Genomic DNA, 22,587 nt, shown 5'->3' with positions numbered 1-22,587 from the left:
GACTGATGCCGGAGACCTGTTAGTTGTTTTACATCTTCCATTCCCAATACTTTAAGTATGTGTATGGGTTAATCGCATTCCAGTTCGCATCATACATGCCGAAATGCAAGTGCGGGTCAAATTTTCCGGTTGTGTCGACCGGCCCATACCCTGAATTGCCTACATAGCCGATAAGTTGTCCTTTTTTCACTTTTTGTCCAAGCGCAATAGAATCCGCATATTTTTCCATATGTGCGTAATAAAGTGCGATTCCCTCGCTTGTTTGAATAGTAAGGCGCCATCCTCCCAACTCGCTCCATCCTTTACGAATCACCGTACCGTCAGTAGCGGAGTATATCGGTGTGCCTTTGGCCGCAAAGATATCCGTTCCCTCGTGAACACGGTTGCTCCCATATTTTCGGCTTTCTCCGTACGTATCACCAAACGGTGTGTACGTCCCCTGTTTTAACGGAAAGATGCCATCTTGCAGCCGGTCTGGCGCCGCTGGCTGTGGCAGTTGTCCGTCCGTAATTTTCAATACTTGTCCGACATAAATGATATTCGATGGCAACTGGTTTAACGTTTTTAATTGTTCGATTGTTACTCCATACTTCGCAGCAATTTTATACAAACTATCTCCCGCCTGAACCGTATAGATTACCGCTTCTGGTGTTTTTGCTGTAGGATTGGTTGCTGTAGAAGGAGGATTAGAAGATTCCGATGATGTCCCTGTTGGTTTTGCCACAAATAGTTTTTGCCCTACGAAAACAGTATCGGATTGCAACTTATTCCATATTTTTAGGTCGGTGAGCCATACACTATAATCTCGAGCAATAGTGGAGAGTGATTCACCGGCTTGAACCGTATGTGCAGTATAGGTCCCTTTTTCTTTTGGGATGATTAATGTTTGTCCGACACGGATCATGTCGTTTGTTAGTCCATTTTGCAGTTTAATATCTGCAATCAATACTCCGTATTTTTTTGCGATCGATAATAAACTGTCCCCTGGCTTTACGGTATATGTCACCGTTTGTTCATGCGGTGGCTGTAATAACAATGTTTGCCCGGCATAAATGAGATCACTGTGCAGACCGTTCCAATTTTTTAAATCAGAAACGGTAACATGGTTTGTATTGGCGATTTTCCATAAACTATCCCCCGGACGAACGGTATAGGTTGGCTCGGCAGCGCTTACATGTCCAATTCCGTTCGCCAATAGTAACAATGCTAATCCCGCTGTCCATGTTCTTTTTTTCATGCCGCTCTCTCCCTATGAAGTAGATTTATATATTCGTATTGTATAAAGAGAAAATTAGGCTAGGCAAACGGTAAATCAAGGAAATTTGTTCAATACAGGAAATTTATTGGACCATATAAAATAAAAACCGGTAACCATTAATGGATACCGGTTTTTCGTCTATATTGCTGCAAAGCATTGGCATATTCCTCTTTGATTTTTTCTTTGTCTAACGATAAATGTTGCTGCAAATAGTCGATTACCGCCTGGTCATCAGCCAGCCCTGCGGCAAATTGCCGTTTAATCCATCGTTCAGCTTCTTCTTGAGTTGGAAATGATCTTTTCTCCATTCCTTCTTGGCAAACCATCCACTTTTCCTCCGCTTGTCGAAAGAAAAACCATTGGCCTTGATAATTCGTAAAAAAGAATCCTTCCGCACGCTCTTTCGTATTGAGCTGATTTTGTTCCGCATCATGATATACCGGCGCAAGCGGGAACGTGTCGACAACAAACAGCGGGAACGTTGTCTCGTCGACAAAGCAGCCGGACGCTTTCGGATGGCCTCCGCCCCCAAACTGCTTCGCAAATTCAGCTACATTTACGGTATCATGAATCGTGCGAAAGCCGATATGTTTCGTCCCCATGTTGACCATGGCGATTAAGTCTAAATGCGGGCAGCGTTTTGACAGTGCATTGCCGAGCTCCGACATATGCCGTTCAGCGAAGACGATGCCAACGCAATAATCGCCAAACCAGCGTTGAACGAGCTGTTTTTGTTTCATGCGAATATAGCGCTGGATTTTCTTTTCCTCCATGTCTAAAATCAGTTCTTCTGTTTCCGTCAAGGAAAATGGTCCACCAGCAGCAAGCCGCTCGCTCATTTTGTCCCAAAACTCATCCAACCCTAAAATCGTCAATAAATCATTTAACCGTTTGGCGCGCGTATTGTTCGTTTCTTCCCATTCCCACGTATCATACTGGCGGACGAGCTCGACGAACTCATCGAGCGTTTCGTTCCGCTCGAGTTTTCCTTCGCGGACTAAATAGTCGTAAAACAGCGACGTAGCGCACGTTTTCTTGCCTTGTTCGTCGGTCGGTTTGACCCATCCCCATGGATATTGATTAAAATGAAGCGCGGTGACATGATGGTCGATCACTTGCACATGTCCGCCAGCGTTGAAACGCTCCGCCAGTTTTTTCTCGACTTCTTCGCCGACGGCCAAATCGGTAATGAAAAGCTCGGCTTCCTTGTTTTGCTCGTTTTCAAGGAATTGCCTTACTCGTTCATCTAAGTTGCGGTACGAACAAAAGGAAATATTGACTTCTGTAAACGCTAACTTAGCCAGCAATCCACAGCCGATTCCATCTAAATCGCTGTCGGTAAACAATTTCACCATTAAGCACCCATCCTTTTCTTTACAAACTTTTATACAATAGTTTTTTCAACAAAGGGAATAAAAAGTCAGGAAGCTGTTCGACATTTGGCACGAGTACACTATGCTTTCCGTAAATGTTTTGAATCGTCTGCCGCTGTCCTTCATCCATTTCCCCGTTTGCCAAAAAGACGTTGATTACTTCCACTCCTTGTTTACGCGCTTCTAAGACGGCTTCGTGCGTATCAATAATCCCGTTTTGCTCATAGCCGTATGCGGCTGGCTCTCCATCAGAAAAAACAAGTAAAAATTTTTGTTTTTCCGTACGTTCAAGGAGCTTCTCTGTCACGATGCGGATCGCAAATCCGTCACGGTTATCCTCCTGCGCTTCAAGCTGCATGATCGCCGGCCCGCTCTGTTTTTTGCCCGATTGCGCAAAAGAAATGACTGTTTGGAAATAGTTTGGCTGTTTCGTTTTCGTTGCCTCATTTGGGTCTTCCCAAAAGCCGACGATTTGATGTGGGACAAGCAAGGATTTTAATGCTTCATGGAACAAAACAATCCCTTTTTTCGTTTCTTCCATTTTATCGTACATCGATGCCGAGCAGTCGACGAGCAAGGTAAAAGCAGCATCAATGTGCGAAGACGGCTGTTGCTTTTTATAAAACAAGCGCGGCTGTTCTTCTGTCCAAAAACGAAGCAGTTTTTTATGCAGGCGGCCGGCATGCAAATCAGTGCGCGGCTGGATTTTCTTATGTTCGAGCGTTTTTTCGATCATTTGTTTTAATTTTTTTTGGTACGGCAAAATCTCCGTTTTCATTTGTTCGTATTTGGCGATGTGTTCGCGTGAAGGTGGATATGGAACGAGAAAGACTGCTTCCGCATATCGGTTTTCTTTGCCATAAGTCTCCCCTTTGCCGCTGCGATCGTAGTCATCGCTTCGCACTGCCGCGTTTCGCTTGGTGTAATTATTTCGCTTCGTTGGTCGCGCGGAACCTTGCACCATGGCAAGCGCTTGGTCTCCGTCCTCGCCTGGGCGCGCGCTGTTTCCCAATAAATCCGTCCGCGAGCCCCGTTCCAGTTCAAAGCGGAAAAAACTTTTCGTCATATCGCTTGTTTCGCGGTGCCATGTCGGCATTTCCTGTTCATGGACGTCTTCATCACCGCGTTTTTCTTTATCAAGCACATCGCAGTTCGTGAGCGGGTCCGTACGCTTTAAATCAGCCAAGGTGAGTCCTGTTTTCTCGATGTCATAGCTGTTTTCCGGCAAATAAAAATAGGTGTTAAGCATATCGCTTTCGAGTATATCGCCGAGTGCTTCCGTAATTTGCAACGTGATGCGGGCTACTTCTTTTGTCGAAGCAGCGGCAAAATATTGCGGAAGCGTCTGACGAAGCCAAGGCATTATACGGTCGATCGCCTCGTTCATCGCGGGAATGTCTTCCACCGGCGAATCGGATGTCAATAACAAATAAATGGCGGAAAAAAGGGCATCGGTATAAACACTTCTTGTTAAATTGGCGCTCAGTTGGCTTTGGAAATAGCGGCGGTATACATCGCGGCGGGTACGAAACCATCTTTTTGTGCCAGGCCGCTCCTTTTTGCAAATCTCTTCTAAACGTAAATCTTCAGCCAACGTAAACAGCTGTTTCGCAAAATGAGGAATGGCTGTATGTTTCACCTGATCGAGAAACACGATGACTTGTGCTACATCGGTATGAAAGAGCGTTCCGACGGTTCGTAAGCATACATCGCTCTTTAGGCCATGTTCTTTTTCTTCCTTCGGGCGGTTATCCCAAAAGTGGCTGATGTAAATTTTCCGGCCGCGAAAATCGACATACGATTGAAAGCCGAATTCGATCTCCCAGTCTCCGCTCTTGGCCAATGTTTTCGCCAAATCAGACAGCTGCATAAACAAAAAGGAGTCGATTTTTTTGTCGTTAAATAAAATAAACCGTTCCATGGCTGCTCCCTCATTGTGCAAACAACGTTTCCGCAATATTGCGCACCGCTGCTTTTTCACGGTCATCTTCCAGTTTTTCCACAATGCCACGTTCAATGGCGCGAAGCGGCGGCAAATAAACGGCTAAATCGCACGTATCAATAAGCGCGCGAATCGAAGCGGCTTCTTCAGAGATTTGTCCGTTTCTCACTTGCGTAATTAAATCAGCAGACAAGGCAACAAAACGGTCAATCAGCCCTTCGTCCGTTAATGTAGTTTGTGCCAGCAAGACAGATTTTAATGTATCCCCTTGAATATACGGAACCTCAATGACGACAAAGCGGTTTTTTAACGCTTCGTTGAGCGGCACGGTGCCGACATATCCTTCGTTGATGGCAGCGATCACGCCGAACGTTTCTTTTGCTTTAACCACTTCTCCAGTAAATGGGTTGGTAATCATTTTACGGTAATCGAGGACACCGTTTAAAATCGGCAATGTTTCCGGCTTTGCCATGTTGATTTCGTCAATATATAGTAAATGTCCTTTTGTCATCGCTTGAACGACAGGACCTGGAACAAACTCGATTTCCGCTTTTCCGTTGCGGTTTTGAATCGTTTTAAAGCCGAGCAGCGCTTCGGCATCCAAATCGACGGAGCAGTTAATGCTATGCATCGGCTGGCCGAAGATGGAGGATAGCGTCTCGGCTAGCTTTGTTTTGCCTGCCCCTGTCGGACCTTTTAACAGCACATTTTTTCCAAGGGCCAGCGCCACAATGGCATCATATAGAATCGCCTCATCGGAAGCGGTGTAGCCGCCTTTTCCGATCAGTTCGGCGTCGTTGTCATAGAGAAATGCGTTTTTTCGATATTGGATGATTTGTTCGATTTTCTCTGGCAGTTTCACGTAGTGGTCTTCCTTTCTCTGAACAATTACGGTTACTATTCTACTAAATGTCCTATTTTCACGCAAAAAAAGAGATTTATATACGATAAATATGTTATGTAAATTGAATGAAAAAAGAAAACAGAGAGCCGTTACTGTACCTTAATAGCTCCCTGTCAACTGAAATTATCCTCAATCGCTTTGCGGATGAGTGCCGCACAGCGGTCTAATTCCGCTTTTAGCTGCCGTTTGTACAGCTTTGCTTTTTCATATCCGCCATCGGCAAAACGATAATATACTACTTCTTGGTATTTCATTCCCTCTTTTTTCTGTTTCACTTGTTTTAAAATCCCATCTTCAATCAGATCGTGCAATGCTTTGTACACTTCTGAATGATTTGGGCGATATCCGTACGGCTTAAACTCCTGGCGCAACAAGTCTAAAATTTTGAGTCCATATAAACGTTCCTGCTCGGTTAACGTGATTAAATATAATTTTAAAAACGCACGCTGTTTTAACAGAAAACCGCTTGGTGTTCGCTTCTCCCCCATTTTTCTCCCTCCTTGTCCATTTACTTTAATTATATTTCCTTCTTTTTGGTTGAAGTCCTTCTTTTGTATCGATTTTTTATTTAGAACATAGATTTATTATATCATAAAGAAAAATCGGAAAGGGAGGCCACCCTTTCCTTTCCGAAGAGTATTAATAAAAAACGATTGTCTTGTTCCCGTGGATAATGACGCGATCTTCTAAATGCCATTTCAGAGCGCGGGAGAGCACCGTTTTTTCAATGATGCGCCCGATGCGCTTCAGGTCTTCCGGATGATGGCGATGATCGACGCGGGCGACGTCTTGTTCAATAATCGGTCCTTCATCCAAATCATCGGTCACATAGTGCGACGTGGCGCCAATCAGTTTCACGCCGCGCTCATACGCCCGTTCATACGGTCTGGCCCCGACAAACGCGGGTAAAAACGAATGATGGATGTTGATGATTCTTCCTGGAAACTCGGCGACAAAAGTTGGCGATAATATTTGCATATAGCGGGCAAGAACAATAGTATCTACGTCGTATTGCTTTAGCAGCTCTATTTGTTTTCGTTCCGCCTCCGCTTTCGTTTCTTTTGTCACCGGAATGTGAAAATACGGAATGCCCATCGATTCGACCGTGCTGCGCAAATGTTCGTGGTTGCTGATGACAAGCGCTATGTCAGCGATCAGCTCCCCTGCCTGCCATTGCCATAATAACTCGAGCAAACAGTGCTCTGCTTTCGACACAAATATCGCGATTCGTTTGACATCATTATGTAAGCGAAGGCGCCAATCCATCTGCAGCGATTCGGCAATCGGCTGAAAGGCCGATTCTATTTCTTGTTTTCGCAGCGCGATTTGCGGGCAGTCGAATTCAATGCGTAAAAAAAATGTTCCTCCTTCTGGATCGGTGGAATATTGGCTTGATTCGACAATATTGGCGCCCTGTTTGTATAAAAAAGAGGTCACCGCCGCGACAATTCCCGGCTTGTCCGGGCATGAAATGAGCAAGCGGGCGCGATTTTGATAGTTTTCTAGGAACGATTGCCAGCGATGTTCTCGGAATGTTTGCATAGACTACACTTCCCCCTATAGATGAATTTATCATTCATCATACAAAAAAACGGCGGGGACGCCAACCGTTTTTTTTTACGTTTAATTTTTACTGTCACCATCTGTTTCAAATAACGACAAATACTGTCCGTATCCCTCTTTCTCCAAATCTTCTTTCGGAATAAAACGGAGCGCCGCTGAATTAATGCAATAGCGAAGACCGGTCGGCGCCGGGCCGTCGTCAAAGACATGACCTAAGTGAGAATCCGCTTTACGGCTCCGCACCTCTGTACGGATCATACCATGGCTTAAATCCAGCTCGGTCTTAATGTTTTCCGGGTGAAGCGGCTTCGTGAAGCTCGGCCAGCCGCAGCCGGCATCATATTGGTCTTTTGTGCTAAAAAGCGGCTCGCCGGAAACAATGTCGACATAAATGCCTTCACGCGTGTTGTTCCAATACGGGTTGTCAAACGGCGGTTCCGTCCCGTTGCGCTGTGTGACCTCGAATTGAAGCGGCGTCAATTTTTTCCGCAGCATCGCTTCCCGCTCCGGATCACGCCAATGTTCTTTTAAAAACGCATCGCGCCCCGAGCCGATCCGGTACAGTTTATAGCGGAGCGGATTTTTCTTATGGTAATCCTGGTGATACTCCTCCGCCGGATAAAACGTGGAGGCCGGCAGGATCTTCGTCACGATCGGTTTGGAGAAACGGCCGCTTTTCTCCAGTTCCTGCTTCGATTTTTCCGCGAGCAGGCGCTGATTTTCGTTGTGGTAAAAAATCGCTGTGCGATATTGCGGGCCGCGATCGTGAAACTGTCCGCCGTCATCGGTCGGATCGATTTGCCGCCAGTAGATGTCGAGCAGCTTTTCATATGGAAATACGTCGGGATCAAAGGTAATTTGCACCGCTTCATAATGTCCGGTCGTTTTTGAACATACTTCTTCATACGTTGGGTTTTCTTTATGACCGCCTGTATACCCGGATATGACGCTGATAATTCCCGGCTGTTCTTCAAATGGCGAAACCATGCACCAAAAGCAGCCTCCGGCAAACGTCGCTAGTTCATATCCCATTAATGGCATTCCTCCTTTACTTATTTATCATATCAAAAAAGGCACCTTCCTCCAAATGGAAAGGTGCCTTTGTCCGTCTCATTATTTCGTTAAATTACCAGCTGGGCCGAAAAATTCGTAATGAATTTGTTCGTCCGAAACGCCCCATTCTTTTAGCGCATGGTAGACGGCCTTCATAAACGGAGTCGGTCCACAGAAATAAAAATCTGCTTCTTTATTCGATACAACTGATTGTATCCAAGGCAAATCAATGAAACCTTCTTTTCCGAAATAAGGATGTTTCCGGTCTTCCTCCGAAGGCGATTGATAGCATACATGATACGAAAATGCCGGATGTTCCGCTAAGCGGCGCAACTCTTGATCGAACGCGTGGACGTTTCCATTGATTGCCGCATGAATAAACGTTACTTGGCGATTAGGTTGACGCGAAACAAGAGTGCTTGCCATGCTGAAAAGTGGAGTAATGCCCACGCCGCCGCTAATGAGCACGACCGGTGTTTCTTTTGACATATCGAGCGTGAAAATACCAAATGGTGCACTTAATTCAAGCACATCTCCTTCTTGAACATGGTCGTGTAAATAGTTGGAGACAATCCCGGCTGGTTTGTCCGCCGTTGCCGCTTCCCGTTTGACGCTAATACGGTAATAGCCTTTTCCTGGCGCATCGGATAAGCTGTATTGACGAATATGGGTATATTGATCCCCTGGAATAGAGACTTTGACACTGACATATTGTCCTGGTAAATACTCGCTAATTTCCCCACCGTCTTCCGGAACGAAATAAAACGATGTAATGACATCGCTTTCTTTTACTTTTTTCTGAACGATGAAACGGCGGAAATCTTTCCATCCTCCGCGTTTGGATGCGGCTTCTTCATATAATTGCGCTTCCGCTTTAATAAATAAATCGGCGATGACCTCATATGCTTCTGCCCAGGCATTGATGATTTCGTCTGTTGCCGCCTCTTTAAGCACTGCTTTAATCGCAAGCAATAAATGTTTGCCGACAATCGGATAATGTTCTGGTTTGATTCCTAAGCTGCAATGTTTATGAGCGATTAGTTCGACGACCGGCGTAATCACTTCTAGCTGATCAATATATTTCGCCGCGTTGTAAATAGCTTGTGCAAGGGCCCGTTGTTGTCTTCCTTGTTTTTGATTTGCATGGTTAAAAATATTGAGCAGTTCTGGATGATTCGAGAGCATGGATTGATAAAACCATCTCGTAATTTGTTCCCCATGCTGTTCAAGCACAGGAACGGTCGCTTTCACAATTTCAATCGTTTGTTTGCTTAAAGTTGTCGCGTTCATTTTTACATCCCCCATAAAACATGTATTTTAAATACATCTTTAATTGAATCACGATTATTTCTTAAAAGCAATATTTTAAATACATCTTTAACAAATTGTTCACAATTTTTGTTGAGGGATGGATTATGATAGAATAGTACTAAAGAAGCTAATTTTAAAGGTGTGAAGTAAATGCAGCTGACGAACTATACAGAATATGCATTGCGCGTTCTTCTTTTTTTAGGGGCACTGGAGCATGGAAAAAAAACAAATATTAAAGAAATCTCGCGCACTTTTTCTATTTCGGAAAATCATTTAAGCAAAATTGTGTATGAGCTCGGCAAACTTGGATATATTGAAACGACACGCGGTCGAAACGGCGGGATTCGTCTCGCCACAGAGCCGGAAAACATTCGAATTGGTACGGTTGTCCGCCAAACGGAAGACAACTTATCCCTTGTCGAATGCTTTGCCGGCCATGGCAATCATTGTATCCTCACCCCGGTTTGCCGGCTGAAATACGTGCTGCACGAAGCGCTCGAGGCATTTTTACACGTGCTAGATTCGTATACATTGGCCGATTTGCTTGCCAATAAACAACATTTACAAGCGATTTTCCGTAAAGAAGAGCAATAATAGTGTAAAGGAAAAGCGAATCGTGCTATAAGCAAAGATGCAAGAGGAAATGAGAGTAGGAAAAAATTCATCCCGCTTTTATCGGTTGTCTTCCCCGCAATCTAGTTTTTCGCCGGCTGCGGCGAGATGAATCGTTCAATATGGACAGCGGCATGAATCATAGCCCAGATCGATAAATCCTTTGTTTGTCACATTTCGCAAAATATATTAATATTAAAGAGGTGCGAAAAAATAAGCGATAATGAAATGGAGGTAACAATGAAACACGTACAAGATACATTACCATCTTATGTAAAAATCGAAAACGGTGAACTTTGGCTTACTGAAGATGACCGCGAAAACTTAAAAATCAGCTATCGCATCAAAGACATTATTTTCTCGGAGCCGTCGGACTTCCAACATGTGATGATTTTAGATTCCTACGATTTCGGCCGTATGCTCGTTCTTGACGGAGTGGTGCAAACGACATCGATCGACGGCCATATTTATAACGAAATGATTTCCCATATTCCGCTGCAGCTGCATCCAACAGCGAAAAAAGTGTTGATTATCGGTGGCGGCGATTGCGGTGCGGCGAAAGAAGTGGCGAAATATCCACATATTGAAGAAATTCATATGGTAGAAATTGATGAAAAAGTAGTGCAAGCGTGCAAGGCACACTTGCAAGAAGTGTCGGGCAACTTATCCGATCCGCGGGTCAAATTTATTTATGATGATGGTGTTGCCTTTGTCAAGGAACATGAAAACGAATATGATGTCATTATTATCGATTCGTCCGATCCGGTCGGTCCAGCCGAGGCACTCTTTTCGCGAGATTTTTACGCCAATGTCCGTCGCGCATTAAAAGAGGACGGACTAATGGTGTGCCAAAGCCAGTCTCCTATTTTCCATTTAGAGATTTTGCGGCGGACGTATAACAATATTGGCGAATTATTTCCGCATGTAAAAGTATATACAGCGACAGTGCCTACCTACCCAGGCGGATTATGGAGCTTCACGATCGGCTCGACCAAACCGCTCTCCTTCCCGGAACAAGCCACCATTCCAGGCGATACGAAATATGTGAATGAAGGCATATTCAAGCAATGTTTCGAGCTTCCGCAATTTTTGAAAACCGCATTGGAAAAATAAAAGAGCAGTCTACAATTATCAAGACTTAAATTATAAATAAAGGAGAGCACATATTAGTCTATAATATGTGTTCTCCTTTTATCTTTTATTAAAATAAAACCCTTGTTAGTTGAGTAACAGAAAATGCTACCTAATTTATGGATAAAATTTTATTAGTTAGGTATTAGATTCCGAAAAAACCATTTCATCATTGGGGGAGTCACAATCGTTGTAACCAATATCACAACAACAATGACAGCAAACATATCTTGCGTTAGTAGTTTAGATTCTAAACCAATAGTTGCAATAATTAGTGCTACTTCCCCCCTGGACACCATTGCTGAACCTATTCCTAGTGAGCGATTCCAATTGAATCCAGCCAATTTTGCCCCAACAGATGCACCAATTAATTTTGTTAGTATGGCTATTATACTTAATAAAACAATTAGACCTAAATTTTGAGTAATACCAGAGAATTGGGCAGTGACACCAATAGAAGTAAAGAATACAGGAACAAAGATAGAATAACTAATCGTTTCAACCTTCTCAAATACCTCATTTTTGAAGTTTGTTACACTGATAGCCACACCTGCTATATATGCTCCGATTATTGCAGCGACCCCTGTGTATTCTGCTAGGTATGCATAAACAAAACAGATAATTAGAGCAGACGAAATTACAGTTTCTGTTACTTTTAATGATGAAAACTTATTCAAGAACCAAGGAACTACTTTCCAACCAACCAAAATGGCTCCTGTGAAAAATAATATTTTCTTTAAAATAACCGTTGTTAAATTAACATCTCCACCAGCAAAACTCATTAAGAATGCCAAAGCAATAATTCCTACCACATCATCGATGACAGCTGCCCCTAAGATAGTGGTTCCTTCGCGGCTATTCAATTGATCCATCTCTTTAAGCGCCTGAACGGAAATACTTACACTGGTAGCCGAAAGCAATAGCCCTAAAAACCAGGATTGCATCGTGGTAAGATCCAACATTATTCCAACCAAATAACCCAAAACAACTGGTACAATAATACCACCAAAACCTACGAAGGTGGAGGATTTCCCAGTTTGTTTGAATTCATCAATATCTGTTTCCACCCCAGCAATAAACATAAGCAAAATAACACCGATTTGACTTAATTCTGCTAAGGTTTCTGTCTCATTCACTAATCCTAAAACCGATGGACCTAATACAATCCCAATCAGGAGTTTACCAAGAACTGAAGACTGCCCCAATCTTACACTTAGGCTCCCAGCTATTTTGGCAGCAACTAAAATGATGGCTAACTGCAGTATTAACACCTAAAAATCCCCACCCTTCATTGTTTATGATTTTCTTCAAACTAAAAAAAGTCTGTCACCAAAGGACATAGTTATCCCTTGGTGACAGACTCCCCCTAAAATACTTTAGTATTAATAATTTTTTGTTATTGTATCATACTTTAGGTAAGATTTCACTTTCCATTGCTTTTCTACTGAACATAATATCCTCTAATCATTATAGTATAGTTAACGAATCCTACTCTTTTATTGTAGGGCGCGTTTTGCCACGATGGAAACGGTAATATCATCGGCCGGCGGATTATGCAGCCCGGCGCGGACGTCACGATAGTAGCGCTGCAGCGGATTATCTTCAAATAAACTTTGTCCCCCAACAATGCGCATCGCTAAGTCAACGACATTTATCGCTGTATTGGTTGCTGTATATTTTACTGCTGCCAGCTCTTCCTTCATCTCTGTTCGTTTTTCTGGATAACGATCCCACTGGTCAGCGATGGCATACATAAAGTGGCGTGCATTCATCAATTGTATGTCCATTTGCGCGATTTTCCGCTGCACTTCCGGCACTTCAGCAATCGGATGAGACAAGCTGTTTGGCTGGTATGTTTTTGCAAACTGGATCGCTTCATTGCGCGCGGCAATCGCAATGCCTAAATAGCAGGCAGGGATATGCAAAAGCCATCCTTGCGCCGGCTGGCCAGCCTTTGGCTTGCCCAGTATTTCGACAAGCGCCTCTTCTTCGACTTCAACGTTGTCTAAAACGATGTCATCGCTTCGCGTCGCCCTCATCCCAAGCGTATTCCACGTTTTTTCGATCGTTAAGCCGCTTGCTGTTTTCGGCACAAGAAAATTGCCGACCTCCCCCGTCGCTTTGATCGTCGCGGAAATAATAAAATAATCGAGTGCCGGAGCGAGCGAGGCAAATGTTTTCCGTCCGGAAATCACCCAGCACCCGTTGCGAAATTCAGCGGTCGTTTCCGGCTTTCCGCCGCGCGCCGGGCTGCCGGTCGCTTTTTCGGAATGAGCGCTGTTTAATAGTACCTGCTTTTCTACTACTTCACGGCAAATTCGTTCCAACACCAATGGCGGCCATCTTTTCGTTACGGCAAGGCTTAATAAAATTCCTAAATGCCAGCCAAGCGACAATGCGGTCGCGCCGTCGCCTTGGGCGATCGTTTCTTGAACAAGAAGAAATTCATATAAAGAAATTTCTTCGCCCCCATATTGTTTCGGAACGGTAAGGGACAGAAAGCCCGCTTGTTTTAAATCATGGAAATTGGCAAACGGAAATTCGCCGTGTTCATCATGCCAGGCTGACCGCTCGTGAAACTTGGCGGCCAGATCGCGCGCCTGTTCGTATAAATTTCGCTCCCGCTCCGTGCGCAATAACAAATGATACAGCTCGTTCATTCGTTCTCCCCTTCTTTTCTAGTATGTTTTTATTTTACCTGTTACAGGGCGGGGAGGAAACCAATATGTGTCTTACAGCGCAAAGAAATGGCGGACATAGCGGTCGTCGTCACGATGGTAAAACTCGTTTTTGGTTTGATCATACATATATTCTTGCTTCCACGTGTCTGCGTAACGGACGATATGGCGGATAGCACGGATGATGTCATACACCTCTTCGTTTGTCATAATCGGATGAAGCGAGACGCGCACCCATCCTGGTTTGACAAACAAATTTCCTTGCTCGACTTGCTTCATCAATGTTTTGGATTGTTCTTTATCAATGCCAAGCAAATAATGGCCGTACGGGCCAGCGCATGAACAGCCGCCGCGCACTTGAATCCCAAAGCGGTCGTTTAACATTTTGACAACGAGATTATAATGCATTCCTTCAATGATAAACGAGACAATGCCAAGCCGGTCTTCCCGATGTCCTTCTAGCACACGGACGCGTGGAATTTGTTTTAAATGCGATAGCAGCAGGGACGTTAATTCCTTTTCCCGCTTCTGTATACGCTCGACTCCCATTTTCTCTTTTAAGCGAATGGCAAGCGCCGCTTTGATCGTTTGCAGAAACGGCGGCGTTCCCCCGTCTTCCCTCGTCTCAATGTCTTCAATGTATTTATAGTTTCCCCATGGATCGGTCCATAGAACCGTCCCTCCCCCTGGATGATCAGGGACGCGGTTTTGATACAGCCGCGCATCGAAAATAAGCACCCCTGCGCTTCCCGGTCCCCCTAGAAATTTATGCGGTGAAAAATAAATAGCGTCTAGTTTTTCAAGCGGGTCAGCGGGATGCATATTGATCGCGACATAGGGAGCGGAAGCGGCAAAATCGATGAAGCAAATGCCGCCGTGTTCATGCATAATTTTGGCCAGGAGATGATATGGGGTTTGGATGCCCGTCACATTGGAGCAGGCAGTAAAAGCGCCGATCTTTAACGGACGGTGGGCGTATGTCTGCAGCAGTTCACGCAAATGGTCAACATCTACATCCCCATTCGCAGTTGGACGAATCGTGACTACTTCCCCAATCGTTTCCGCCCACGATAGCAAATTCGAATGATGCTCCATATGCGTCACAAAAATAACGGGGCGTTCGTCATCGGCAAGGGAAAGGCGTGTTTTCCATTGTTCAGGCACCCGCAAACCTAAGAGCCGTTGCAATTTATTGACGGCACTCGTCATGCCCGGCCCTTCCATGATAATCACGTCATGTTTTCCGGCGTGCACGTGATGTTTAATGATTTCTTTGGCATATTGGTACGCTAACGTTATTTTCGTGCTTGTAATATTGGACTCGGTGTGGGTATTCGCCACCAATGGCCCAAGCTCCTCGATGATTTTTTCTTCAATCGGTCGATACAGGCGGCCGCTTGCCGTCCAGTCGGCATAAATCAGCTTCTGCTCGCCAAACGGTGTGGAAAACGTAAAATCGGTGCCGATCGTTGCTTCACGAAATGGGCGGAAATATGTCTCTAAATCTCCGCGGCATGTAAACGTCGTTTCCCCTATTGTTGCTTTAATTTCCATCGGCCTCCCCCTTTCCTATATTCATAAAGTATGTCACAACCATCGTTTGGTCCATAAAAAAATCCGCCTGATCGGGGCGGATTTCCTACACTTTTTTCGTTACCTCCTTTGGCTCGGGAATAAGATAACGCTCCAATTGCTTTCTTAAAGCGTCCGGGACCGATTCGCTTTTTTGCGTTTGAAAATTAAAGTAGACAATCGTTGATTCGCCGAGCGCAATTAACGTTCCCGTCTTTTCATCCAAAATGCGGTGAACCAATTGGAAGCTTTTATTGCCGATTTTCGCCACATTCGTTTCAATTTTTAAACGCTGGCCGAAAAATGCCTGGTTGACAAAATCACATTTCGCCGAGGCGAGAATAAAACGCCAGTCTTTTATATCGCTTCCATACCCTAATTCTTCAAACATACGAATGCGCGCTTCCTCCAAATAAATAAAATAGCTGGTGTTGCTAACGTGGCCGAGCGCATCGGTTTCACAAAAGCGAACGTTTACTGTCATCGTATGAGTCGCCATAAACCTCTCCCTCTCTAATTACTAACTAGTCGGTATGTTGTTTTTATCATAGCTGGATTTTTTTATTTCGGCAACTGTTTTTTTATTTTATTGATTATTTAGCACATAGTTTTATTTTTGATTAAAATAATGGAAAAAGCGGCATCCAATGCAAAAAATGAGATGCCGTTGACTTCTACCCCATCAAGAGCGGTACCAATAGATACGCAAGGGTCGATAAAACTCCGCACAATAAGGAAATGCGCAATTTATATTTGGCATAGCCCATTACATCCATCTCCATAATCGACGCCGTGGTGATCGTCGTATCTCCTAACGGAGAGGCGAAAGCGCCAAACGTTCCACTTGCAAACACTGCTCCAATCGTCATCGCCAGCGGCGCTTCTGTCGCTTTGGCAAGCGTAACGCCAAGCGGCATAAAAATCCCCCATGTCCCCCACGAGGAGCCGATAAAATATGAGACAAACGATCCGATCACAAATACGGCGGCGGGCACGATTTCTTTTGGCAGCCACGTTCCAAACGTGGAGGAAATGTAAGCGGAAAAACCTAACTCATCAGCGATCAATGATACGGCCCAGACGAGAAGAAGCATCCCGATGGGTGCCATTAATTGATTGCCGCCGGCAAAAAAATGATAAATTAGCTCATGCAGCGATTGTTTTCGTACCATATAAAAAACGGTAGAAATCATGATCGTCACAAATAAGGCGATGAGCATCACCAACGTCGCGTCGGCTTGCGAAAATACGTCGACAAACGTTCTTGCCCCTTTTCTTTTCCCATCATACCAAAAGAAAAAGAATGTCAGCACGAGCACAAGAAAAAGCGGAAAAAATAAATGAAGTGGTTCTCCTGTCACCAGTGCCAGCTCTTTGCGCAGCCCCAGCCCGTGCAGTTCATTCGTCTTGTCTTTTTCTTTTTTTCCTCTCTTCTTTCCAATTTTTACGTTCATAAACGTGGTAAGCAGACCGACTCCTAAGGCAATAATGGCAAAAAAATTGTATGGCAGGCTTTGCAAAAACAATTGATAGGCCGATACATCGATTTTGTTTTGCTTCAGCGCCCCTGCCACGACCGATATCATAAAGCCGACAAACGCGGTCGCCGCTGGAAGAAGGACGATAATCGGCTCAGTCGACACATCGATAATATAAGCCATCCTCCTTCTGTCGATCCGGAACTTTCCAAGCACTGATTTCATCACTGGGCCAAGCAGCATAATGCGAAACATCGGCGTGAAAAAAGTAAAGGGGACGGTAAGCCAAATAAATAACAGCAGTCTCTGCTTTGAATGAAGTTTTTCTGCTATCCACTCAACAAAACCTTTCACTCCGCCAGTAATTTGCATCATCCCAATTAATGAACCAAATAAATATAAAAACGCCACCACTTTGATATGCTCGACATCACTGATCGTTTCAAGCAGCGCCAATACGGCGCGTTCCACCGCTGCAAGCACGCTTTTTTTCAAACAAAGCGCTCCGACGATCAGACCGATGACAAGACCCGGCAAAATTTCTTTCAGCCAAATCGCCAGCGGAATGATGATGAGAAACGGCAATAACGACAGCCATGTTCCTTCCATTCCATTCACCCTTTCATTGTTAAAAGGATGGCCATAATTAGAGAAATTTATGATGGTTAATTGTTGATTATTTAGAACATAGTTTTGTTAAATTAAATAAAAAAACGGGCATTTGCCCTAAATTAGACAATGCCCGTTTATTTTCGCCGCGCAAAATCGACAAAACGGAATTTATCAAGCCGGTGCCGTGACTCCGTATATTGAAACAGCGTGGCGTCATTTAAATAAACGTAGTTTTTGACCACGACGATATGGTCATAGCCGCTGATATCTAAATATTTTCGGTCTTCTTCACTCACCCGGTCGACAAACATTTCTTTTTTCGCAAAGCTGATGTGTAATTTGAGCTTTTTCTCTAAATATTCGTAAATGGAATCTGCGCATATTTCTTTTGTCAGCGTCGGCACATATTTTTTCAGAAAAAAGTCTTTGTCTAAAATAATGCGCTCCCCTTCGATTTCGCGCGAACGGACGACTTTCCATATTTCGTCTCTGCCTGCCGCCTGCAGCTGCTGCTTTAAGTACGAATCGGGTTTGATCACTTCCAGCTCATGAACAATCGTTCGCACCGGCTGTTTCATATTCTGTGCCAATTCTTTAAAGCTGACGAGCCCCGAAACAGGAAAGTCATACTTTTCGACATCTAAAACGATAGATCCTTTCCCTTTCATTTTTTGAATATAACCATGCTCGGAAAGCAGATTGAGCGCTTTGCGAATCGTCTCCCGTGACGTGTGATAGCAATCGGCTAGCTCATGTTCGGACGGCAGTTTATCATACGGCTTCCAGTGACCCTGGCGAATCTTTTCGATAAGGTCGTGATAAATCGTTAAATATTTATTTTCATGCATATCGCTCACCGACATGTATTGTATCACGATTTCGTTAGGTGATAAACTATCGATTCATACGGACGAAGCTGAATCGTGCGAAATTCGCTTGGCGAGTCGGTGTAGTTCGAAAGCAATATTTCGCTTGCATAACCATCGATCTGCACGTCATCCGGCAGGACAAACGTCGTCTCTTTTCCGTAAAAATTGTTGACAACAAGCAGCTTTTCCTTTTCGCCGTTGCGCAAATAGGCGAAAATTTGCGGATGGTCGGCAAGCAATAGCTGATAGTCTCCGGTCGTAATAATGTCATATTGTTTGCGCAGCTCAATCAAGCGCTGATAATGATAGAAAATCGACGTCGGATCTTCGAGCGCTTTTTTGACGTTAATTTGTTTATAGTTGTCGGCGACACGAATCCAAGGGGTTCCGGTCGTAAACCCGGCGTGCTCGCTGTCATCCCATTGCATTGGCGTCCGTGAATTGTCGCGTGATTTTCGTTTTAAAATTTCCAGCACTTCTTGTTCGCTTTTACCTTGCGCTTGCAATATGTGATACATGTTGAGCGACTCGACATCGCGGTAATCGTCAATGCGCTCAAATTTCGGATCGGTCATGCCGATTTCTTCGCCTTGATAAATATACGGAGTGCCTTGCATGAGGTGAATGGCGGTAGCGAGCATTTTCGCCGACTCTTTATGATACTTCCCGTCATCGCCGTAGCGCGACACAATGCGCGGTTGGTCGTGGTTGCACCAAAAGAGCGCGTTCCAGCCTCCGCCTTCGTGCATTTTGACTTGCCATTCCGATAAAATCCGTTTCAAGGCAAGAAAATCGAAATCGGCGACTGCCCATTTTTCCCCGTTCGGATAATCGACTTTTAAATGATGGAAGTTAAACGTCATATTAAGCTCATGGCGCTTTGGATTCGTATATTTAATGCAATGGTCGATCGTCGTTGACGACATTTCCCCGACTGTCATGATATCGTATTTCGAAAATACTTCGCGGTTCATTTCTTGCAGAAACTCGTGAATGCGCGGCCCATCCGTGTAAAATTTGCGTCCGTCTCCCGGCGGCACCGAGCCGTCATCATCAGGAAAACGCTGGTCTTTCGAAAGCAAATTAATGACATCCAACCGGAACCCATCGACGCCTTTTTGAAACCAAAAATGCATCATATCGTAAATGCGGCGGCGGAGTTCTTCGTTTTCCCAATTTAAATCGGCCTGCGTCACGTCATACAAATGCAAATAATACTGCCCGGTTTGTTCGTCATATTCCCACGCCGAGCCGCCAAACTTCGATTGCCAATTTGTCGGTGCGCTTCCATCCGGCTTCGGATCGCGCCAAATATAAAAGTTTCGGTACGGACTTTGTTTTGACGAACGCGCCTGCTTAAACCATTCATGTTCGGTCGACGTATGGTTGACAACCATATCCATGATCAGCTTCATGCCGCGTTTGTGCACTTCTTCGAGCAAACGGTCAAAGTCTTCCATCGTCCCGTATTCATGATGGATTTGAAAATAGTCGCTAATATCATAGCCGTTGTCACGCTGCGGTGACTTGTAGATCGGCGTCAGCCAAATGACATCGACGCCAAGCAGCTTTAAATAATCGAGTTTCTCGATGATTCCTGGCAAATCGCCGATTCCGTCGCCATTCGTATCGTTAAAGCTTTTCGGATAAATTTGATACACCACCGCTTTTTTCCACCATGGTTGTTGTTCCATTGCTTTCATCACCTCATTTAATTTATGGATAAAAACGATACCATTGGTGAAGATACACCAATGGTATGTTCGATTGGTTATTTAGAACATAGTTTCAATAAAATAGAGGCCTTCATTAGCGATTCGCTTTACGGAACTTGCTAAATACAAACGTGAGAACAAACGGTACGATGATGGCGATCGCCATGCCGATAAAGAACGGCACCCACTTTTGCGGCACGATCGATAAAAATCCTGGCAAGCCGCCGACCCCAATCGATGGCGCGATGACTTTATTTAACGTAATAAACATTCCGGCAATCGCCGCCCCCGTCATCGCTGAGATGAATGGGTAGCGGAAGCGCAAGTTCACGCCGAACATCGCTGGCTCGGTAATGCCAAGATACGCGGATACCGCCGATGTAAAGGAAAGACCTCTTAATTTTTCATCTTTAGCGACAAACATCATCGCCAATGCCGCCGAGCCTTGGGCGATGTTGGACATAACGAGGATCGGCCACAGGAACGTACCGCCCGTGTTGGCAATCAACTGCAAGTCAACCGGCAAGAATGTATGGTGCATTCCCGTCACAACAAGCGGCGCGTATAACGCTCCATACAAAAAGCCACCAATCGCTGGAACATTGTCAAAAATAGTAACAAACACGTGCGTAATCGCATTACCGATCGCAAACGTAATCGGCCCGATCGCGATAAACGCTAAAAACCCTGTAATTAACAAAGCAATCGGAGCAACCAGCAGCAACTGGAACGCATCTGGGATGCGCTTGCGCAAAAACAGCTCCAGTTTCGCCAGCACATAAGACGCGACAAGCACCGGCAGCACTTGACCTTGGTAGCCGACTTTTTGCACTTCCATACCAAACAAATTCCAAATCGGAATTTCTCCTTTTTCTTTCGCTGCTCCCCATCCCCAAGCATTTAACAAATCTGGATGGACAAGCATTAACCCGAGGACAATTCCTAACAACGGGCTGCCGCCGAATTTTGTCACGGCTGACCAGCCGATTAAGCCTGGCAGGAACACAAACGCCGTATTGGCAATCAAGTTAATGATGCTAGCAAGATCGGCCCATTCTTTATGCACTTCGACAAACGACTTGCCTTCATAGAAAATGCCCGGGCCTGTTAACACGTTGTTAATCCCCATGAGCAAACCGGCCGTCACGATCGCCGGCAAAATCGGAATAAAAATGTCGGCCAATGTTTTAATGGCGCGCTGCAGCGGATTTAAATTCGCTTCGGCGGCATCTTTAATTTCTTGCTTGGTCGCCCTGCCGATTCCCGTTATTTCGACCATTTCGTTATATACTTTATCAACCAGTCCTTGACCGATTACAACTTGAAATTGGCCGTTTGCGGAAAATGAACCTTTCACAATATCGATGTTTTCTAACGCTTCTTTATCTACCTTTCCTTCGTCTTTCAACGCGAAGCGCAGTCGCGTCACGCAATGGGTAGCGGCGACAATATTTTCTTTTCCGCCAACCGCTTCGACGATTTTTTTAACGGATTGTTCATATCCCCCCATAAAAATGCCTCCTCTTTCTTTCTCTAGCAATCAATTAAATCGCTTTCAGCAATCGTTTTCAAAAAAACTTGTATATACAAGTCACCTTCATTTTAACCTGTATATACAGGTTCGTCAACAGTTTATTTCGACATGATTATTAATTTTTCGACATGAATGTTAGTTTTTCTCTAACTTTCACTTCTTTTGTTATATTTTGTCAGCCAGCAGGAAAATAAATTGGCTAGTTGGAAAATAAATTATAGAAAAAATAGAGAGGAAAGGATGGACAAACAAAGATGAAGACATATACACTTCGTGAAGCGGCAAAGAAATTGGGGGTAGCGCCACACATACTAAAACAATGGGAAAAAGAGTTTGCCGAATGTGTGACCATCCCCCGTACCCAGCAAGGGGCGCGCATTTTTACAGAAGAGCTGCTAACGCAGTTTCGCCATATTAAAGAGTGGCTGGCTGACGGGCGTCATAAACAAGACATTATCCGCGATTTCAAACAGCAGCTGCTACAGCCAATAGAGCTGGAGTTGCCTGTCATGGAAGGAGAAATTATTGACGTTCCCCGTTCTTCACGCCACGATGCCCAATACATAGCGGAACAGTTGGCGAAGCGGATGAAAGAAGAAATCGTCGTAGCCTTGAAAAAAGAAACGACGGAAGTTTTGCAGCAGGCAATGAACGAAGTGAAATCCTATTTGAATGAGATTCAAGACCAGTCCGCTGCTACCAAACAAACCGTTTGCGATTCATTAGCGCAATATGCAAAAACATTGCAGCAGGAAACGGAAGAAATCCATGAACATCTTGAAAACGTCGTTACGTTTTTACAGGAAGAAAAAACCAAGCAGGAACAAGAGCGAAAACGCCTCGAAGAACAAATTATGGAGCGGGAAAAAGCGTTTCGCGAACTCGTCTTTTCTTTCCGCCAAGCGGCGGCTGGCGCCAGCGCGAAACGTTCAAATAAATGGTGGAAATTTTGGTAAAACAAACAACTCGGCCTATGGAGCCG

At 44.6% G+C, this 22,587-nt stretch carries 19 protein-coding genes; 3 read left to right on the top strand and 16 right to left on the bottom strand.

Annotated features, from left to right (window positions below; genetic code table 11):
- Positions 1-28 precede the first annotated feature (28 nt).
- The 8 genes from AC1WMD_RS11905 to hmpA form a co-directional block, all read right to left on the bottom strand.
- Positions 29-1,237, bottom strand: coding sequence for a LysM peptidoglycan-binding domain-containing protein (locus tag AC1WMD_RS11905; protein ID WP_052351470.1), 1,209 nt, complete (start codon positions 1,235-1,237; stop codon positions 29-31).
- A 137-nt stretch (positions 1,238-1,374) separates the two neighbouring features.
- Positions 1,375-2,613 carry a DHH family phosphoesterase gene (locus tag AC1WMD_RS11900; RefSeq protein ID WP_494257356.1) on the bottom strand — a complete coding sequence of 413 codons (1,239 nt, stop codon included), beginning with the start codon at positions 2,611-2,613 and terminating at the stop codon, positions 1,375-1,377.
- A 19-nt stretch (positions 2,614-2,632) separates the two neighbouring features.
- Positions 2,633-4,552: a vWA domain-containing protein gene (locus AC1WMD_RS11895; protein ID WP_494257354.1), complete on the bottom strand. Its 1,920-nt coding sequence runs from the start codon at positions 4,550-4,552 to the stop codon at positions 2,633-2,635.
- A 10-nt stretch (positions 4,553-4,562) separates the two neighbouring features.
- On the bottom strand, positions 4,563-5,429 hold the full coding sequence (locus AC1WMD_RS11890) for an ATP-binding protein (protein ID WP_409994239.1): 867 nt from the start codon (positions 5,427-5,429) through the stop codon (positions 4,563-4,565).
- Positions 5,430-5,590: 161 nt separating this feature from the next.
- Positions 5,591-5,965, bottom strand: a complete 375-nt coding sequence (locus AC1WMD_RS11885) for a replication termination protein (RefSeq protein WP_017434075.1) — start codon at positions 5,963-5,965, stop codon at positions 5,591-5,593.
- Between the two features lie 151 nt (positions 5,966-6,116).
- Positions 6,117-7,019 (bottom strand): formyltetrahydrofolate deformylase, encoded by a 903-nt coding sequence (gene purU, locus AC1WMD_RS11880; RefSeq protein ID WP_043904745.1) that lies wholly within the window; start codon positions 7,017-7,019, stop codon positions 6,117-6,119.
- A gap of 81 nt (positions 7,020-7,100) precedes the next feature.
- Positions 7,101-8,072, bottom strand: a complete 972-nt coding sequence (msrA, locus tag AC1WMD_RS11875; RefSeq protein ID WP_088124144.1) for a peptide-methionine (S)-S-oxide reductase MsrA — start codon at positions 8,070-8,072, stop codon at positions 7,101-7,103.
- Between the two features lie 81 nt (positions 8,073-8,153).
- The gene (gene hmpA / locus AC1WMD_RS11870; RefSeq protein ID WP_088124143.1) at positions 8,154-9,383 is read right to left on the bottom strand and encodes an NO-inducible flavohemoprotein; all 1,230 of its coding nucleotides are present in this window, start codon (positions 9,381-9,383) and stop codon (positions 8,154-8,156) included.
- 171 nt (positions 9,384-9,554) lie between these two features.
- Here hmpA and AC1WMD_RS11865 point away from each other — a divergent pair, with 171 nt between their 5' ends.
- A complete protein-coding gene (locus AC1WMD_RS11865) occupies positions 9,555-9,998 on the top strand; it encodes an Rrf2 family transcriptional regulator (protein ID WP_043904742.1) in 444 nt (147 codons plus the stop codon).
- 258 nt (positions 9,999-10,256) lie between these two features.
- Entirely contained in the window at positions 10,257-11,129 is an 873-nt protein-coding gene (speE, locus tag AC1WMD_RS11860; protein ID WP_043904741.1) for a polyamine aminopropyltransferase, read from the top strand.
- Positions 11,130-11,281: 152 nt separating this feature from the next.
- Here speE and AC1WMD_RS11855 read toward each other — a convergent pair whose 3' ends face one another.
- The 8 genes from AC1WMD_RS11855 to treP all read right to left on the bottom strand — a co-directional run bounded on the left by AC1WMD_RS11855 (position 11,282) and on the right by treP (position 21,581).
- Complete coding sequence (locus tag AC1WMD_RS11855; protein ID WP_494257350.1) at positions 11,282-12,418, bottom strand: cation:proton antiporter; 1,137 nt, start codon at positions 12,416-12,418, stop codon at positions 11,282-11,284.
- A gap of 225 nt (positions 12,419-12,643) precedes the next feature.
- Entirely contained in the window at positions 12,644-13,807 is a 1,164-nt protein-coding gene (locus AC1WMD_RS11850; protein ID WP_043904739.1) for an acyl-CoA dehydrogenase family protein, read from the bottom strand.
- 72 nt (positions 13,808-13,879) lie between these two features.
- A complete protein-coding gene (locus AC1WMD_RS11845) occupies positions 13,880-15,379 on the bottom strand; it encodes an aminotransferase class V-fold PLP-dependent enzyme (RefSeq protein ID WP_043904738.1) in 1,500 nt (499 codons plus the stop codon).
- An 85-nt stretch (positions 15,380-15,464) separates the two neighbouring features.
- Positions 15,465-15,896 (bottom strand): acyl-CoA thioesterase, encoded by a 432-nt coding sequence (locus AC1WMD_RS11840; protein WP_494257347.1) that lies wholly within the window; start codon positions 15,894-15,896, stop codon positions 15,465-15,467.
- Positions 15,897-16,071: 175 nt separating this feature from the next.
- Entirely contained in the window at positions 16,072-17,484 is a 1,413-nt protein-coding gene (locus AC1WMD_RS11835) for a Na+/H+ antiporter NhaC family protein (RefSeq protein WP_494257345.1), read from the bottom strand.
- Between the two features lie 137 nt (positions 17,485-17,621).
- Positions 17,622-18,335, bottom strand: a complete 714-nt coding sequence (gene treR, locus AC1WMD_RS11830; protein WP_494257344.1) for a trehalose operon repressor — start codon at positions 18,333-18,335, stop codon at positions 17,622-17,624.
- A 23-nt stretch (positions 18,336-18,358) separates the two neighbouring features.
- Entirely contained in the window at positions 18,359-20,050 is a 1,692-nt protein-coding gene (treC, locus tag AC1WMD_RS11825; protein ID WP_494257342.1) for an alpha,alpha-phosphotrehalase, read from the bottom strand.
- A gap of 115 nt (positions 20,051-20,165) precedes the next feature.
- Positions 20,166-21,581, bottom strand: a complete 1,416-nt coding sequence (gene treP / locus AC1WMD_RS11820; protein ID WP_043904665.1) for a PTS system trehalose-specific EIIBC component — start codon at positions 21,579-21,581, stop codon at positions 20,166-20,168.
- Positions 21,582-21,859: 278 nt separating this feature from the next.
- Between treP and AC1WMD_RS11815 the strand changes: the two genes are divergently transcribed.
- On the top strand, positions 21,860-22,561 hold the full coding sequence (locus tag AC1WMD_RS11815) for a MerR family transcriptional regulator (RefSeq protein WP_043904664.1): 702 nt from the start codon (positions 21,860-21,862) through the stop codon (positions 22,559-22,561).
- The last annotated feature ends 26 nt before the right edge of the window (positions 22,562-22,587 follow it).

The sequence above is a fragment of the Parageobacillus sp. NEAU-HV-2 genome, from assembly GCF_059115485.1.
This window is presented reverse-complemented; position numbering and strand designations above follow the sequence as displayed.

Coding starts and splice junctions, on each gene's coding strand:
- speE (WP_043904741.1), top strand. CDS start 10,257: ATGAAACACGTACAAGATACATTACCATCTTATGTAAAAATCGAAAAC.
- msrA (WP_088124144.1), bottom strand. CDS start 8,072: ATGGGATATGAACTAGCGACGTTTGCCGGAGGCTGCTTTTGGTGCATG.
- AC1WMD_RS11840 (WP_494257347.1), bottom strand. CDS start 15,896: ATGGCGACTCATACGATGACAGTAAACGTTCGCTTTTGTGAAACCGAT.
- AC1WMD_RS11895 (WP_494257354.1), bottom strand. CDS start 4,552: ATGGAACGGTTTATTTTATTTAACGACAAAAAAATCGACTCCTTTTTG.
- AC1WMD_RS11845 (WP_043904738.1), bottom strand. CDS start 15,379: ATGGAAATTAAAGCAACAATAGGGGAAACGACGTTTACATGCCGCGGA.
- AC1WMD_RS11815 (WP_043904664.1), top strand. CDS start 21,860: ATGAAGACATATACACTTCGTGAAGCGGCAAAGAAATTGGGGGTAGCG.
- hmpA (WP_088124143.1), bottom strand. CDS start 9,383: ATGAACGCGACAACTTTAAGCAAACAAACGATTGAAATTGTGAAAGCG.
- treC (WP_494257342.1), bottom strand. CDS start 20,050: ATGGAACAACAACCATGGTGGAAAAAAGCGGTGGTGTATCAAATTTAT.
- treP (WP_043904665.1), bottom strand. CDS start 21,581: ATGGGGGGATATGAACAATCCGTTAAAAAAATCGTCGAAGCGGTTGGC.
- AC1WMD_RS11835 (WP_494257345.1), bottom strand. CDS start 17,484: ATGGAAGGAACATGGCTGTCGTTATTGCCGTTTCTCATCATCATTCCG.
- AC1WMD_RS11905 (WP_052351470.1), bottom strand. CDS start 1,237: ATGAAAAAAAGAACATGGACAGCGGGATTAGCATTGTTACTATTGGCG.
- AC1WMD_RS11900 (WP_494257356.1), bottom strand. CDS start 2,613: ATGGTGAAATTGTTTACCGACAGCGATTTAGATGGAATCGGCTGTGGA.
- AC1WMD_RS11865 (WP_043904742.1), top strand. CDS start 9,555: ATGCAGCTGACGAACTATACAGAATATGCATTGCGCGTTCTTCTTTTT.
- AC1WMD_RS11885 (WP_017434075.1), bottom strand. CDS start 5,965: ATGGGGGAGAAGCGAACACCAAGCGGTTTTCTGTTAAAACAGCGTGCG.
- treR (WP_494257344.1), bottom strand. CDS start 18,335: ATGCATGAAAATAAATATTTAACGATTTATCACGACCTTATCGAAAAG.
- AC1WMD_RS11850 (WP_043904739.1), bottom strand. CDS start 13,807: ATGAACGAGCTGTATCATTTGTTATTGCGCACGGAGCGGGAGCGAAAT.
- purU (WP_043904745.1), bottom strand. CDS start 7,019: ATGCAAACATTCCGAGAACATCGCTGGCAATCGTTCCTAGAAAACTAT.